This is a genomic window from Corallococcus terminator, from assembly GCF_049194865.1.
GTDB classification, from domain to species: Bacteria; Myxococcota; Myxococcia; order Myxococcales; family Myxococcaceae; genus Myxococcus; species Myxococcus terminator_A.
Map to the genome: position 1 here is coordinate 24,096 of NZ_JBLZWL010000075.1, position 14,324 is coordinate 38,419.

Annotated in this window: 12 protein-coding genes; 5 read left to right on the top strand and 7 right to left on the bottom strand. The window is 69.1% G+C overall.

What is annotated here, in order from left to right; genetic code table 11:
- Positions 1-45: 45 nt before the first annotated feature.
- Complete coding sequence (locus tag ACN469_RS23885; RefSeq protein WP_498771058.1) at positions 46-1,398, bottom strand: RtcB family protein; 1,353 nt, start codon at positions 1,396-1,398, stop codon at positions 46-48.
- Positions 1,399-1,816: 418 nt separating this feature from the next.
- Here ACN469_RS23885 and ACN469_RS23890 point away from each other — a divergent pair, with 418 nt between their 5' ends.
- Positions 1,817-2,158: a hypothetical protein gene (locus ACN469_RS23890; RefSeq protein ID WP_498771059.1), complete on the top strand. Its 342-nt coding sequence runs from the start codon at positions 1,817-1,819 to the stop codon at positions 2,156-2,158.
- A gap of 118 nt (positions 2,159-2,276) precedes the next feature.
- Here ACN469_RS23890 and ACN469_RS23895 read toward each other — a convergent pair whose 3' ends face one another.
- Together ACN469_RS23895 and ACN469_RS23900 are read right to left on the bottom strand one after the other, a co-directional pair.
- Entirely contained in the window at positions 2,277-2,435 is a 159-nt protein-coding gene (locus ACN469_RS23895; RefSeq protein ID WP_498771060.1) for a hypothetical protein, read from the bottom strand.
- An 86-nt stretch (positions 2,436-2,521) separates the two neighbouring features.
- Positions 2,522-3,592: a tetratricopeptide repeat protein gene (locus tag ACN469_RS23900; RefSeq protein ID WP_498771061.1), complete on the bottom strand. Its 1,071-nt coding sequence runs from the start codon at positions 3,590-3,592 to the stop codon at positions 2,522-2,524.
- Positions 3,593-3,860: 268 nt separating this feature from the next.
- On the opposite strand from ACN469_RS23900, the gene ACN469_RS23905 reads away from it, so the two are divergent.
- From ACN469_RS23905 to ACN469_RS23915, 3 genes are all read left to right on the top strand, one after another.
- Positions 3,861-4,781 carry a sigma-70 family RNA polymerase sigma factor gene (locus ACN469_RS23905; protein WP_498771063.1) on the top strand — a complete coding sequence of 307 codons (921 nt, stop codon included), beginning with the start codon at positions 3,861-3,863 and terminating at the stop codon, positions 4,779-4,781.
- A gap of 119 nt (positions 4,782-4,900) precedes the next feature.
- Positions 4,901-5,197 carry a pilus assembly protein N-terminal domain-containing protein gene (locus tag ACN469_RS23910; protein WP_498771065.1) on the top strand — a complete coding sequence of 99 codons (297 nt, stop codon included), beginning with the start codon at positions 4,901-4,903 and terminating at the stop codon, positions 5,195-5,197.
- Between the two features lie 30 nt (positions 5,198-5,227).
- The gene (locus ACN469_RS23915; RefSeq protein WP_498771067.1) at positions 5,228-6,700 is read left to right on the top strand and encodes a protein kinase domain-containing protein; all 1,473 of its coding nucleotides are present in this window, start codon (positions 5,228-5,230) and stop codon (positions 6,698-6,700) included.
- Positions 6,701-6,712: 12 nt separating this feature from the next.
- On the opposite strand, the gene ACN469_RS23920 is transcribed toward ACN469_RS23915, so the two are convergent.
- From ACN469_RS23920 to ACN469_RS23935, 4 genes are all read right to left on the bottom strand, one after another.
- On the bottom strand, positions 6,713-8,659 hold the full coding sequence (locus ACN469_RS23920; RefSeq protein WP_498771069.1) for a sulfatase-like hydrolase/transferase: 1,947 nt from the start codon (positions 8,657-8,659) through the stop codon (positions 6,713-6,715).
- 151 nt (positions 8,660-8,810) lie between these two features.
- Positions 8,811-9,581 (bottom strand): DUF4142 domain-containing protein, encoded by a 771-nt coding sequence (locus ACN469_RS23925; RefSeq protein ID WP_498771071.1) that lies wholly within the window; start codon positions 9,579-9,581, stop codon positions 8,811-8,813.
- 124 nt (positions 9,582-9,705) lie between these two features.
- On the bottom strand, positions 9,706-10,164 hold the full coding sequence (locus ACN469_RS23930) for a PaaI family thioesterase (protein ID WP_498771072.1): 459 nt from the start codon (positions 10,162-10,164) through the stop codon (positions 9,706-9,708).
- Between the two features lies 1 nt (position 10,165).
- Positions 10,166-10,615 (bottom strand): PaaI family thioesterase, encoded by a 450-nt coding sequence (locus ACN469_RS23935; RefSeq protein ID WP_498771074.1) that lies wholly within the window; start codon positions 10,613-10,615, stop codon positions 10,166-10,168.
- A gap of 189 nt (positions 10,616-10,804) precedes the next feature.
- Between ACN469_RS23935 and ACN469_RS23940 the strand changes: the two genes are divergently transcribed.
- Positions 10,805-14,200 carry an amidohydrolase family protein gene (locus ACN469_RS23940; RefSeq protein ID WP_498771076.1) on the top strand — a complete coding sequence of 1,132 codons (3,396 nt, stop codon included), beginning with the start codon at positions 10,805-10,807 and terminating at the stop codon, positions 14,198-14,200.
- Positions 14,201-14,324 lie beyond the last annotated feature (124 nt).

A 14,324-nucleotide genomic window follows, 5' to 3' on the forward strand; every position in this document is an offset into this window, starting at 1 on the left:
CTGTAGCAGGCTCCCCGGGAAGTCCACGGGACACTCGCGGGTGGGTCAATCCGCGCCCTTGATGCAGGCGACGGGCTTGAGGCGCCGGGCGACGCGGGCGAGCCCCGCCATCTCCACCGTCTCCAGCACGTCGTCCAGGTTCTTGTAGCAGGGGCCGGACTCGTCGAGCGGCGTCTGGCGGGTGTTGAGGATGATGCCGGACTCCGCCATGCGCGCGTCGGTGACGTCCTGCCGCAGCACGCGCCGGGCCTCGCCCCGGGACAGGCGCCGGCCGGAGCCGTGGTTCACCGAGTAGATGGACTTGGACGCGCCCTCTTCGGCGAAGAGGATGGCGCTGCCGGTCTCCATGGAGCCCGGAATCAGGATGGGGTGGCCGGTGTCCTCCCACGTGGTGCGCTTGAGCGCGGGGTGGCCCGCGGGGAACGCGCGCGTGGCGCCCTTGCGGGCGACGAACTTCCCGGCCTCCTTCTGGATGAGGTTGTGGGAAATCTCGTAATAGACGCTGGCGGTGCCGCCGAAGACGTCCTCGAGCGCGGCGCACACGGCCTCACCGATGATGAGCCGGTTGGCCACGGCGAAGTTGGCCGCCATGTTGTGCAGGTTCCAGTACTCGCGGCCCATCGGGCTGTCGGCGTCGAGCCAGACGAAGTCCTCGCTGCGGCTCTTCAGGCCCAGCTGGGCGGCCCCCTTGACGAAGAACGTCTTGGCGATGTTCCACCCGAAGCCCCGGCTGCCGGTGTGGAGCATCACCCAGACGCGGCCCTCTTCATCCACCTGCATCTCGGTGAAGTGGTTGCCGCCGCCCAGGCTGCCCAGCTGGCCGCGCTTCTCGTAGGCCCGCTCGGGGATGTCCACCCGGTCGTCCTCCACGGGGATGAAGTCGCGCTCGGTGACGGCGGAGCCTCGGCCCAGGGCCTTGGCGCCGTGGCGGACGACCTCCGCGAAGGCCCGGTCGGACACCTTGCGCTGCGCCTGCACGCGACTGGCGCCCACGCCCACGGCGATGCGGCGAGTCACTTGCTCAATCCATTGGCGGCGCTTCGCGGGGTCCGCCACGTCCTCGGCGTTGAGGGACGTCTGGAGCTGCACCATGCCGCAGCCGATGTCGTAGCCGGCGGCGGTGGGGAGGAGGATGCCGTCCGTCTCCACCACGGTGCCGATGGGGACGCCGTAGCCCACGTGACAGTCGGGGGTGACGGCGACGCGGGTGACGCCGGGGAAGGACGCGGCGTTGACCACCTGATCGAAAACGGCGTCCTCCAGGCCGGGGAGCTCGGGGCCCTCGCCCCACAGGAGCTTGTCGGACAGGAACAGGTCCGCGTCGACCTTCATGCTCTTGGTCTTCGGAAGGACGTAGTGGCCTTCGGCGGTCTTTTCCAAACGCTGCTTCCAGCTCATGGCCTTGCCTCCCCTGACGCCCCTGGACAGGGGTGAACACGCGCGAGGGACGGGAGCGTCCGAAAGAAGCTGACTCTGGCGCCCGGGTCCGCCCGAGGTTTCGAGGATGCTGGGAGAGCGGGCGGGAAAGCGAGCGAATTTCCGAGGTTTTCCCTCGGAGAACGAGGGTGGGCGCAAGGTCTCGACGCGGTGCGTGGGTGGTGGTCGCCCCGGACCTGGGGACGAGGACGGAGGGGGGTGCTGTTGCCGTCTCGACGTCGGCGCCTCATCCTCGTGGTGGCCCCGAGGCCTGGCGCGCGCACCCGGACGGTCGACCGAAAGTCGGCTCGCGTGCGAAGCGCGGGAATTGGATCGGCGAAGGACTTGCCGCATTCCGGCTCCAGGCCCATCCATCTCCTATCCAGGCAGGGGGTGGGCGATGGGTTTCCTCGGTGGGATGTTCCTGGCGGTTGCGTTGCAGGCGGTGCCGGCGGATTCGTTGGCGGGGCCGGTGTTCAATCCGTCGATCTGCGCGAAGAAGCGCGTCGACGCGTGCGGTTGTCACCACGTGTATGGGATTCGGCACTGCCATCCCAACCGCAAGGGTGGGCACTGCGAGGCGCCGGTGAAGGCGCAGATGCCGGAGGAGAAGGCGGAGGCCCCGGTGTTGGAGAGCCGCGAGCCGGAGCCGGCGAAGACGACGGAGCAGGAGAAGGCCGCACAGCCTCCCGTGACGTACGAGAAGAAGCGCTTCGACCCGAAGAAGTCCGTGCCGATGTAGTCCGCGCGCGGCGCGAGTCCTGGATTGAAGGTGGGAGGCGCCTCCGTTGTGTGGAGGCGCTCCGCCAGGCACGTGTCGGCGAGGATGCGCGGGCCCACGTGCCGCGGCGTGTGCTTTTTCAGACGGCGTTGCTCGACGGTGAGTAAAGGTGCTCGGCCACACGCTCACCGGAGACGGTGTCGTCGTGGGCCTCGGTGGCGCCCCTCGCCAGATAATGGAACAGAGAGCGCGTCAGGTGAGAGCGCTCGAAGCCCTCGTCACGGAGCGCGGCGGGCATCTCGGCTCCGATGCGAGGGCGAGCGCGGGGTCCACGAGACACGCGGACCCGTTGTCCCCGACCTGGATGATGGCGGCCCGCGTTCGTCAGTGCGCGATGAGCAGTGAGCCGTCCTCGATGGAGGCCACGGGTGCTGGCGAGGACACGTCGCGAGCGGGGATGGGCAGGGCCTCCATGCGACTCAAGGACAAGGGTCCGTCCGCGCGGATGATGACCCAGTGAGATTGGGGCGAGGCCCTCAGGGCCACGGTGTTGGGGTTCAGCCACCGAAGCTCGGGCCGATAGGTCGTCACGGGAGTCACCGTCACGGGGGCCCCCGTGGACCAGAGACTCGCGCTCACCTCCACCTTGGGCTTCTCGTGAGGAGCGGGTGCCCCCGCGCTCGCCGTGGCGTGCAGTGCCAGGGCGGGAGACAAGGTCGCGGGCGTGTGCGGCGCCTTGGAAGGAGCCACGGGCACACTCGGCCGTGGAGCCGCGTGGGTCTGCTCCGGGACCAGCGTCCCCTTCACCACGGGCAGGGACACTTCACGCGGTGCTTCCACCTGGCGTGCCGCGACAGCACCGCGAGGCGGAAACGAGCTCGGCATCGATGGCGCGGAGGGCGCCTGGGTCGCGGGCCCCGGTGGCTTCACCTTCACCGGAGCAATGGCCGGAGCCGAAGGAAGCGGCCCGGGTGCACGCGTCTCCTCCGCGGCGCGCAGCACGAACTGCGGAGGTGGCGGAGGCGGCGTCTTCACGCGAGCTTCCGTGCGAGGAGCCACCTGCGCCTCGCTCACCGTGACGTGACTGTAGAGCCGCTCGTCCTCCAGTGCCGTCGAGGGTGGCTGTGACGCCTGGCCCATGCGCGTGAAGTCCGAGAGGAGCACCGGGTCCTTCGGATCCAACTCCAGCGCCGCGCGAAGAGAAGCGCGGGCCCGAGCCTCACAGCCCTGTGCGAGCAACAGCTCCGCCGCCGTGCGATACGACGCGATGGCGGTCTGCCTGTCCCCCGCGCGACGACAGATTTCCGCGTGACGCACGCGCGCGTTCGGGTCCTTGGGCACCATGCGGAGGATGCGCGAATGCACCTCCGCGCATTCCGCGTACCGTCCCTGGACGAACAACAACTGCGCGGCTTCCTTCAACGCTCTCAACTGGGCTTGTGCGCGCTCGCTCATCGTCCTGTCCTCCGGAACGGATGCCCCGCGAGGGAAAGCAGGGGACATGCCGTGGCTTGCTCGCACGCGAGAACGGTCCACTGCCCACCGAAGACACTGGCTCATGGCGCGAAAGCCCGTCTTCGAGCGAGCATCCTCCGGAGACTCCAGGGTGGAATGACACGCGCACCCAGCCTCGCGACGTAAGGGAGAGCCTGTAGAAAAGGAGCCCGCCGCTGTAACAATGAAAGCCCGCCGTGTATCGGCGGTGGTTGATGCCGAGGTGTGCATGTCGAAGCAGCGGAGCCGCTCGCACCTCTTCGTCCAGCATCTGCGGCCCGCTGCGCGGTGCTTCGCGGACATGCCTGGGTTGGAGGCGCTGCTGGAGTCGTGGGTGTTCGCCGGGCGCCGCGCGTGGCCGGAGGTGGTGCTTCCGGAAGAGGACTTCCTGCGCCATGTCGCTCAGCGGCTCGTGCCGAGCGGGGAGCCCGAGGACGCGCTCGCCGCCGTGCCCGTGGCGGACCTCTATCTCGCCTGCGCCTGCGAGCGAGGCCTTCCCTCGGCGCACGCGGCCCTGGAGCGGCACCTGTTCCCCAAGGTGGCCCGCGCCATCTCCCGGGTGCGGGGTGGTGGCGTGGACGCGAAGGAGGTGCTCCAGCAACTGCGCCAGCGACTCCTGGTCCCCTCCAAGGATGGCGGCGAGCCGAGAATCGCGGAGTACCAGGGTGGGGGGCCGCTGGCCGCATGGTTGCGCGCGGCGGCGGTGCGGACGGCGCTCAACCTCCAGCGCGCGGAGGGCCGGCGTGCTCGGGCGGAGGAGGACGCGGACGGGTCGATGTTCGAGCGGGTCGGCGAGGCGGGAGACGACCTCGAACTGGACTACCTCCGTCGACGGCACCAGGAGGACTTCCGTGAAGCCCTGTCGGGAGCGCTGGCGAGCCTGTCTCCCCGGGAGCGCACCGTGCTGCGGTTGCACGTCGTGGACGGGGTGAGCCTGGAGTCCATCGGCGTCATGTACCGGGCGCACAAGTCCACGGTGTCTCGCTGGGTGTCGAATGCGAGGCAGACGGTGCTGGTGGGTGTGCGAGAGCGGCTCGCGGAGCGCCTCCGGTTGTCGTCGGGCGAGCTGCATAGCCTGATGCACGCGGTGCGAAGCCAGCTCGACCTGAGCCTGTCGGGATTGCTGCGCGGCGAACCCGAACCCGGATAGGCCCAGGGGCCGTTCCCACTTTTTTCGCGGTCCGCGTGCAACACGTCGCGGTGGGCGGTGTCACCGGAATGAAGGCGGGGCGAACGCGCCTCGACACACCCAAGGAAGGGACACACCTCATGCGGAACGGACTGGTGGGACTCACGCTGATGGCGCTGGCGCTGGTGGGCACGAGCGCGGCGGCGGAGGAGCGCATCGAACTCAAGCCGGGCGAGCAGCGCGTGCTGGACCTGAAGGACCTGACTCGGGTGGCGCTGGGGAACGTCGAGACGGCGGAGGTGAAGACGCTGGGCAAGGGACAGCTTGAAGTCACCGGCAAGGCGGCGGGCACCACGAAGCTGCTGGTGTGGAAGCGCAATGGCGAGCGACTGGAGTACTCCGTCGTGGTGACGGACGGCGTGGCCAAGGCGAATTAGGCCGCGAGGCGGGTGATACAACCCACGTCCATGAGTCCGCGGCCCACTCCGGCGTGTCCCGACGAGAACGCGCTCGCTGGCTTCGCCAGTGGCGTGTTGCCTCCAGCGGATATGCCGGGGATGGCCGCGCACCTGGACGTCTGCGAGGACTGCAGGGCCCTGGTCGCGGCGGTGGCGGCCGAAGCCTCCGCGCCCAATCCAGGCGGGGTGTCCCAGGAGCCCACGTGGCTGGACTCGGAGGGGCTGCCCACGGAAGGGGAGAAGTCAGGCCTCGCGGGAGAGCTGCTGCTCGCGGGGACGCGACTGGGGCCCTATGTCCTGCGCGAGCTGCTGGGCGTGGGGGGCATGGGCGTGGTGTACGCGGCGGAGGACCCGAGGTTGGAGCGGAGGGTCGCGGTGAAGCTGCTGCGTCCCCTCCGCGAGCGCGACGAGGATGAGAGTCGGGTGCGCCTGTCGCGAGAGGCGCAGGCGATGGCGCGCCTGTCCCATCCCAACGTGCTCCCCATCTTCGAGCTGGGCTCGGCGGACGGACGGGACTACCTGGCGATGGAGTGGGTGGAGGGAGCGACGCTCGCGGGATGGTTGCGCGAGCGGGAACATCCCTGGCGCGACGTGCTGAAGATGTTCCTCGCGGCCGGAGCGGGGCTGGCCGCCGCGCATCAACAGGGGCTGGTCCACCGCGACTTCAAGCCAGCCAACGTGCTGGTGGGCAGGGACGGACGTCCTCGTGTGACGGACTTCGGTCTCGCCCGTCGGTGGCGACGCGAAGACAGTGATTCACGCGCCGCCATCGAGGTGTCCACGACGACGCAGCCGCTCGCGACGGACCTGGAGCAGACCGCGCTCACGCGAGAAGGCACCACGCCGGGCACGCCCGCGTACATGTCGCCCGAGCAGCGCCAGGGCCGGACCGTGGACGCGCGAAGTGACCAGTACAGCTTCTGTGTCGCGCTGTACGAAGCCCTCCATGGCGAACGTCCCGCCAGGCTGTCGAAGCGGACCGCCGTCGACGCTCGCGGCGGGAAGCCGCCCAGGTTGCCAGCGCACGTACGGGCCGCGCTGACGCGAGGGCTCGCGAGCGACCCGGAAGAACGCCACCCTTCGATGGATGCCCTCCTCCAGGCGCTCTCCGGCCCCTCCTCCATGCGCGGGAGTGTCATGGCGCTCGCGCTGGTGGTGCTCCTGGGCGTGGCGGGAGCGGGAGCGTGGGTGTGGCTCCAGCCGGAACCCGTCCCGGCGGCGAGCGAGGCCTTCCTGGCGGAGGTGGAGTCCGCGCGGAAGGCCAGTGGCAACGTGTTCTTCCCGATGCTGCTCGGGGAGGTACGCAAGCTGGAGCTGCCGGGCCTCGCGCGCATCGCCATCGGGCGCACGGACCTCGTTGAAGTCCGGACCGAGAAGAACGGGTTGCTGCTCACCCCGCTCTCCGTCGGCGCCACCCACCTGCTGGTATGGACCCAGGATGGGAAGCAGGGCCTCTACACCGTGTCCGTCACGAGCCCCTGACCCTCCTCGCGACTACGCGGGCCAGGGAGACAGCTTCTCCGTCTCGTACTTCCCGAGCAGGGCGTGCGTCTCGCGCGCGGCGGTCTCGACCTCTTCTTGGCTGAGTCCCTTGGGCAGCGTCGGGATGACCGTGGGGAACGCCCCGTCGAACACGAGCAGGTTCTCCAGCTCGAGCGCGTCGTTCTGGAGGTCGTAGAGCTCCCACTGGTCGGCGTGCTCGCCCGACGGGTCCCATGTCCTCGCCAGCTTCCAGCGCGGCGTGCGCACGCACCGGACGTGGTTCGGCTGGCACACCGCGCCGGGCCTCAACTCCGGCACCTTCCCGGCCTTCGTGGTGCCTTCGCGCAGGGCGTCGACGGCGCGCGAGAACACGGAGAACAGCGCATCATCGTGCGCCTGATGCGGGTCGCCGGTGCGCGGCAGCGTCTCCGTAATCTCGTCGTCGGTGATGAAGAGCACTCCGGCGCGAGGCGTGCCGTCGGGCTCTGTCACGGTGGTGGTCTCTCCGCGCGCCAGCGGGCTCAGGTCCGCGCCGACGAAGGGAGGCACCGGGCGATGGAGGCGCAAGTCCGTGCGAATCGCGTCGAGCGCCACGCCTTCGATGCCCGCGAGCCCCAGCAGCGTGGGCAGCACGTCCACGTGGCTGCTGAGCGCTTCAATCTGCCGCGTCGTCGGCGCGACGTCCTTCTTCGGGGGGAACTGGACGACGAGGGGCACGTGCAGCGCCTCCTGATAGGCCGTGTGCCACTTCTCCATCAGGTAGCCGTGCGCGCCGGCATACTCGCCGTGGTCGGAGAGGAACATCACGAGGGTGCTCTCGCGCAGGCCGCTCTCGTCCAGCGTCCGCAGCACCTGGGCGATGTGCGCGTCCACCACGTGGATGAGCCACGTGTAGTACTGGACGAAGCGCAGCGTGGACACGTCCGGAGCGGCCGTGAGCTGGAAGGGGATGCCCGAGTTGAGGGTGACGGTGACGGCGTCGATGTTCTCGTTCGCCTGATGCAGGACGAGCCCCGTCTTGGCCGCGAGCGCCAGGCCCATCTTGTACGCGTAGTCGCGCTGGCAGCTCGGCTTGTTGACGAGCGAGTCGTGCACGTTGGGCGGCAGGTGCGCGTTCTCCTGCGGAAAGTCCTGGGGGTTGAGGAGGATGGAGAGGCTGCCCGCGACGGGAGTCACGGAGCGCGCTGTCTGGGTCGGCACGTGCAGCGGACCCAGCGGGCGCGACTCGGAATCCAACTGCCGGGGCAGGATGGGGTACGTCGCGATGTCGTGGGGGTTGGTGAAGGACGCGACGGCGAGCCACGGCTGGGGCTCGGTGGAGGGCCCGTCGGCGAGCGGGGCCGAATAGGACTGCTGGGCGAGCGCGCGGTTGTAGGGCTGACCCAACGCCATCCTGCGCAGGAAGGTGCAGGCGAGGTCCGCGAAGCCCATGTCGCGGAAGGTGCCCAGGTTGTTGACGGAGGAGCCGTGCGGCTCCGGATAGGACAGCTCCCAGTCATCGAAGCCGTACTGCTTCAGCGAGTGGTCCGGTGGATTGCTGACGTGCCACTTGCCGAAGTAGTGCGTGTGGTAGCCGGCCTTCTGGAACCAGTGGCCGATGGTGGGAATCCCGTCGGGCGCGAGCCAGGGGAACGCCGCGGCGTCGCCGCTCTTGAACAGGCCATCCGTCTGCGTGACGCCGGTGCGCGTGCCGTACTGGCCCGTGTAGATGGCGGCGCGGCTGGGGATGCAGGCCGAAGTCGCGATGGTGTGGTTGCGGAAGACAGCGGCGTTCTTCCGCAGCGCGGTGAAGCCGGGGAAGAACTTCTGGTAGGGATTGTCGTCCCCGCCCTCGTCGATGAAGCCGAGGATGTCCTTGATGCCCGGCAGGAACCCACCCTCGGGGCCGTAGGCGAACCGGGGGAACATGAGCTGATCCACCGTCAGCAGGAGGATGTTGGGACGCGAGGTTTCCGACATGGGGCCAGGGCTCCGGAATGAAACGGGGAGAGGGGCCGGAGTTTGCACCCACCGTGCCCACAGCCCTTGTCCGCCCGATGCCCTGCGCCCCAGGGCTTGCGCGCGTAGCGGGGGAACGCGGGTGCGTTCACCCCGGACGCGCCTGGGGAGCTCAGCGCCCGCCGCGCGGAGCCTGTCGAGCCTGTCGCGGTGTCTCCTGACCCAGCATCCGATACGCGCTCTGACGGTGTTGCTGGAGCTGGGGCAGCAGGTTGTCGAGCATCGCCTTCAGCGCGGTGTTGTCGACGAACTGCTGTTGCCCGGCCATCACCTTGGCGATGTCCACGTCGTGGTCTCCCACCATGGCGGCCAGGTACGCGCGGTCGAAAGCGGGGCCCTGGAGCGCCTGGAGCTTCTCCATCGTCGCGTGCTCCGCGGTCTGCATCGTCTTGGCGAGCGATGAGTCCGCCTTCGGCTCGCCGAGCTGGAGCTGCTTCGTCTTCGCGTACGCGAGCAGGTTCTCATCCGCCTTGCCGTGCTCGCGCTCCATGCGGGCGCCGAAGTCCTTCACGGCCTGGGAGGTGCCGTTCTTCTGCGCCAGCTTCCCCATCTGCACCTCCATCTGGTTGGCGTGGTGCAGCTCCTCCAGGAAGGCCTTCTCATCGGTGGGGATGGGCAGCAGGCCGTCCTTCATCCACTTCGCGGCCTGTGCATCGGGAGAGCCAGAGCCGCCCGTGCCGGGCCAGGCGCTCGGGTCCTTCTGGATGTCCTCGGCCTGGTCGATGGCGTCCGCCTCGCCCATGCGAATCATGCCCTGACTGTCGTCGGTGCCGTTCTGCGTCGTCGGCGTGTCGGACTTCTTCGAGTCCTGGGGTTCTTGCGCGCCCGCGGCGCTGCCCAGCACGAGCGCGCCCACCAGCATCCAACGGTTCCATCGCATCATCGCCAGCCTCCCGGATGTGGACATCCCGGTGGCAAGGTGGCGATGGCGAAGCACCCGTGGCCAGGGAACACCAGGGGAGCGGACAGGGGCTCCGTCCCCGGGGTGGGCCTCCCTGCTGTCGGGGTCAGGGCTCCGCGAGCAGGAACAGCGCGTGGGCGCTGGCGATGGGGCGGGTGCGGTCGTCCTGCCAGGCCTCGACGCGGACGTTGGCCACGCGACGACCCTGGCGGGTGATGAAGGCGCGCGAGAAGGTGTCCTGCGCCTTGCCCGAGCGCAGGAAGTCCACGGTGAGGGAGATGACCTTGGGCACGCGCGGCGTCTCCGTCTGGAGCAGCAGCTCGAAGATGGCGGAGGACTCCAGGAGCGCGCCCAGCGTGCCGCCGTGCAGCGCGGGGATGAAGCTGTTGCCGATGAGCTTGGGCGTGTAGCGCATCCGGCAGAGCATCTCTCCGGCTAGGTTCTCCACGCCGATGCCCATGAAGCGCGTGTAGGGGATGGCGTCGGTGAGCCGGCCGTAGTCGCGCGTCTTGCGCACCTGGTGCACCAACTCGGCGAGGGCGGAGGGGGACTTGGTGTCGCTCATGTCATTCCTCCAGCCGCATGAAGGTGCCCTGGGCGGAGGCCACCGGGTTGCTTTTGTCACCCTGGTGCACGAGCGCGCGGACGAAGGCGACCTGGCGCGTGCTGCGGTAGCACTCGGCCACGGCGATGAGGGGGACGTGGGGGCGGGCGGGGCGCAGGTAGTCGATGCGCAGGTCCAACGTGACGAGCGGCTGGATGCGACCCAGCTTGAGGATGACGGCGGAGCCGCAGGCCGCGTCGATGAGCGTGGTGACGGCGCCGCCAGCGATGACGCCCGTCTCCGGGTTGCCGACGAGGAAGTCCGCGTAGGGCAGCTCGACGGTGGCCTCGGCGTCGCCGATGTCCAGGAGCTTGAGGCCCAGGGCGTGGTTGTGGGGGACGATGTCCGAATAGAACAGGGCGCAGCGTTCCAACCGCCCGGCCTTGTCTTCAGGAAGGGTGAAGTCCGACATGAGGAGCGGATAACAGAATCAGGTCCGGATGGCGCGTGACGTTTCGCGTCGAGCCTTTGTCGGCCGCTCAGGAAGAGGCCTGCCTGGTCCCCTGTTCACGCGCGCCGAGCCTGTCGTCCCCGGGCCGGGTAGTGTCGCCCCGCCCCGCACGGCCGTGTCTCGCGCAGTCCCCCATCACGAGGACCTCCGGTGAAACGACTGACTTCCGCTCTCTGCGTCGCCCTGCTGGTACCGGGCGCGCTCTTCGCCGCGCAGCCCGCGGCGACTCCTCCCGCCGCTCGGCAGGACCCGCTGCCTGCTCCCCAGAAGAAGGACGAGGCCGCGCGCGAAGCCGGCCGCGCCGTGGAGGTGGACCCCAACGCCCCGTCCGCCGAGGCCGGCGCCAAGGAGGACAAGGAGAAGGACGCCTGGAAGGTGGACGCTCCGGGGTTCCCCGCGAAGCAGGTGGACATCGACGTCACCGAGGGGACGTGGATGAACGTGGATGTGAGCCCCAGCGGAGACGAGCTCGTCTTCGACCTCTTGGGCGACATCTACGTGTTGCCGCTGGCGGGAGGCGAGGCGCGCGCGCTGACCTCCGGTGTCGCGTGGGACATGCAGCCGCGCTTCAGTCCGGACGGCAAGTCCATCGCCTTCACCAGTGACAGGGGTGGCGGCGACAACCTCTGGGTGATGAAGCGGGATGGCTCGGATGCGAAGGCGGTGACGCAGGAGAAGTTCCGCCTGCTCAACAGCCCCGCGTGGAGTCCGGACGGGCAGTTCCTGCTCGCGCGCAAGCACTTCACCTCGCGGCGCTCCTTGGGCGCGGGTGAGGTGTGGATGTATCACCGCTCCGGTGGAGAGGGCGTGCAGCTCACCGAGCGCGCCAACGAGCAGAAGGACCTGGGCGAGCCGGCCTTCTCTCCCGACGGCCGCTACGTCTACTTCAGCCAGGACGTCACGCCGGGCAAGACGTTCGAATACAACAAGGACCCCAACGGCGAGATTTATGCCATCCAGCGGTTGGATGTGGAGACGAAGGAGATAGACCCCTTCGTCACCGGTCCGGGTGGCTCCATCCGTCCGACGCCGTCGCGGGATGGCAAGCAGCTCGCGTTCATCCGCCGGGTGCGTACGAAGTCGGTGCTCTACGTCACGGACGTGGCCTCTGGCGCGGAGCGCCCGCTGTACGACGGGCTGGACAGGGACATGCAGGAGACGTGGGCCATCCACGGCGTGTATCCGACGCTGGCGTGGACGCGGGACGACAAGGCGCTGGTCTTCTGGGCGGGTGGCAAGCTCCAGCGCATCGACGTGGCGACGAAGCAGGTGACGCCCATCCCCTTCCACGTGAAGGGCACGCGGACGATTTTCGAGGCGGTGCGCTCGCCGCAGGTGGTGGCGCCGGAGCGCTTCTCCACGAAGATGCTGCGCTGGGTGCAGGTGTCACCGAAGGGCGACCGCGTGGTGTACCAGTCGCTGGGCAAGCTCTACGTGAAGGAGCTGCCGGGTGGCGCGCCGAAGCGGCTGACGAAGCAGGAGGACCACCTGGAGTTCTACCCGTCGTTCTCGCGTGACGGGCGCTCCATCGTCTACACGACGTGGGACGACGAGAAGCTGGGCGCCATCCGCGTGGTGTCCGCGACGGGCGGCGAGGGCAAGGTGCTGACGTCGAAGCCGGGCTACTACGTGGAGCCCGCGCTGAGCCCGGATGGCAAGTCGCTGGTGTACCGCGCGACGGGGGATGGCTACCTGATGCCGGGGCAGTGGAGCCGGGAGACGGGCCTCTTCGTGCAGTCCGCGTCGGGAGGCACGCCGCGCAGGTTGGTGCGCGACGGTGAGCAGCCGCACTTCGGAGCGCGCTCGGACCGCGTGTACTTCCTGCATGTGGAGCACAAGGAGAAGGAGGACGTGCGCTCCTTGAAGAGCGTGGGCCTGGATGGGGGCGAGGAGCGCTCGCACCTGTCGAGCGGAGAGGCGACGGAGCTGCGCGTGTCACCCGACGAGCGGTGGGTGGCGTTCCGGGAGAACTTCAACGCCTTCATCACGCCCTTCCCGAAGGGAGCGAAGGCGGCGACGGTGGGCCCCGAGGCGAAGGCGCTGCCGGTGGCGAAGGTGAGCCGCGACGCGGGCGAGTACCTGCACTGGTCCGGAGACAGCAAGAGCCTGCACTGGGCGCTGGGGCCGGAGCTGTTCACGCGGGCGCTGAATCAGTCGTTCTCCTTCGTGGAGGGTGCGCCGGAGAAGCTGCCGGCGGTGCCGGAGAAGGGCGTGGACCTGTCGTTCCAGGTGAAGGCGGACGCGCCGGAGGGCACGGTGGCGCTGGTGGGCGGTCGGGTCATCACGATGAAGGGTGACGAAGTCCTGGAGCAGGGCGTGGTGGTGGTGCGGGGCAACCGCATCATCGCGGTGGGGCCGGTGGGCAAGGTGCAGGTGCCGGCGGGGGCGAAGGTCGTGGACGTGAAGGGCAAGACGCTGATGCCGGGCCTGGTGGATGTGCACTGGCACGGGGCCATGGGCGTGGAAGGGCTGATGCCGGAGCAGAGCTGGGTTCAGGCGGCGTCGCTGGCGTTCGGAGTGACGACGCTGCACGACCCGTCGAACTCGTCGGAGGAGGTGTTCGCGGCGAGCGAGCTGGGCCGCGCGGGAGCGCTGTTGTCTCCGCGCATCTTCTCCACGGGGACGATTCTGTATGGCGCGGCGGGCGTGGGGTACCGCGCGCCGATTGACACGCTGGACGATGCGCGCTCGCACCTGCGGCGGATGAAGGCGATGGGGGCCTTCAGCGTGAAGAGCTACAACCAGCCGCGCAGGGACCAGCGGCAGAAGGTGCTCCAGGCGGCGAGGGAGTTGAACATGCTGGTGGTGCCGGAGGGTGGCTCGCTGCTCCAGCACAACCTGTCGATGGTGGTGGATGGGCACACGGGCGTGGAGCACGCGATTCCGGTGGCGCGCATCTACGCGGACGTGAAGCAGCTCTGGGGCAAGAGCGGCACGGGCTACACGCCGACGCTGGGCGTGGCGTACGGCGGCAACTGGGGCGAGAACTACTGGTATCAGAAGACGAACGTCTGGCAGGACGAGCGGCTGTTGTCCTTCGTGCCTCGCCGGGTGGTGGACTCGCGCAGCCGTCGGCGGACGATGGTGCCGGACGACGAGCTGAACCATTTCGACGCGGCGAGGACGGCGCGCGAGCTGAATGATGCCGGAGTGAATGTGCAGCTGGGCGCGCATGGGCAGCGCGAAGGCCTGGCGGCGCACTGGGAGCTGTCGATGTTCGGCCAGGGCGGGATGAAGCCGCTGCAGGCGCTGCGCGCGGGGACGCTCGGTGGCGCGCGCTACCTGGGCATGGATGGAGAGATTGGCTCGCTGGAGGAGGGGAAGCTGGCGGACCTCATCGTGTTGGACAAGAACCCGCTGGAAGACCTGATGAACAGCCGCGCGGTGCGCTTCACCATGGTGAACGGGCGGCTGTTCGACGCGGCCACGCTGAACGAGGTGGGGACGCGGCAGCGGCAGCGCGCGAAGTTCTTCTTCGAGAAGGACGGCAACGAGGGCTGGAGCCCCAAGGCCACCGCGCACACGCATACGCACGAGTGCGACTGAGCGTCAGGTGATGTGACGCGGGCTCCGGGGGAGTGCCTCCCGGAGCCCGTGGCCGCTCCCATCGGAAAGGGCCACCTCGACGCCCTCCCGCAGTTTCCGATTATTCATGGATTGTCGGCTTTGT

Bases quoted from the DNA above. Each gene is read 5' to 3' on its own strand.
- ACN469_RS23885 (WP_498771058.1), bottom strand. From the start codon at position 1,398: ATGAGCTGGAAGCAGCGTTTGGAAAAGACCGCCGAAGGCCACTACGTC.
- ACN469_RS23890 (WP_498771059.1), top strand. From the start codon at position 1,817: ATGGGTTTCCTCGGTGGGATGTTCCTGGCGGTTGCGTTGCAGGCGGTG.
- ACN469_RS23895 (WP_498771060.1), bottom strand. From the start codon at position 2,435: ATGCCCGCCGCGCTCCGTGACGAGGGCTTCGAGCGCTCTCACCTGACG.
- ACN469_RS23900 (WP_498771061.1), bottom strand. From the start codon at position 3,592: ATGAGCGAGCGCGCACAAGCCCAGTTGAGAGCGTTGAAGGAAGCCGCG.
- ACN469_RS23905 (WP_498771063.1), top strand. From the start codon at position 3,861: ATGTCGAAGCAGCGGAGCCGCTCGCACCTCTTCGTCCAGCATCTGCGG.
- ACN469_RS23910 (WP_498771065.1), top strand. From the start codon at position 4,901: ATGCGGAACGGACTGGTGGGACTCACGCTGATGGCGCTGGCGCTGGTG.
- ACN469_RS23915 (WP_498771067.1), top strand. From the start codon at position 5,228: ATGAGTCCGCGGCCCACTCCGGCGTGTCCCGACGAGAACGCGCTCGCT.
- ACN469_RS23920 (WP_498771069.1), bottom strand. From the start codon at position 8,659: ATGTCGGAAACCTCGCGTCCCAACATCCTCCTGCTGACGGTGGATCAG.
- ACN469_RS23925 (WP_498771071.1), bottom strand. From the start codon at position 9,581: ATGATGCGATGGAACCGTTGGATGCTGGTGGGCGCGCTCGTGCTGGGC.
- ACN469_RS23930 (WP_498771072.1), bottom strand. From the start codon at position 10,164: ATGAGCGACACCAAGTCCCCCTCCGCCCTCGCCGAGTTGGTGCACCAG.
- ACN469_RS23935 (WP_498771074.1), bottom strand. From the start codon at position 10,615: ATGTCGGACTTCACCCTTCCTGAAGACAAGGCCGGGCGGTTGGAACGC.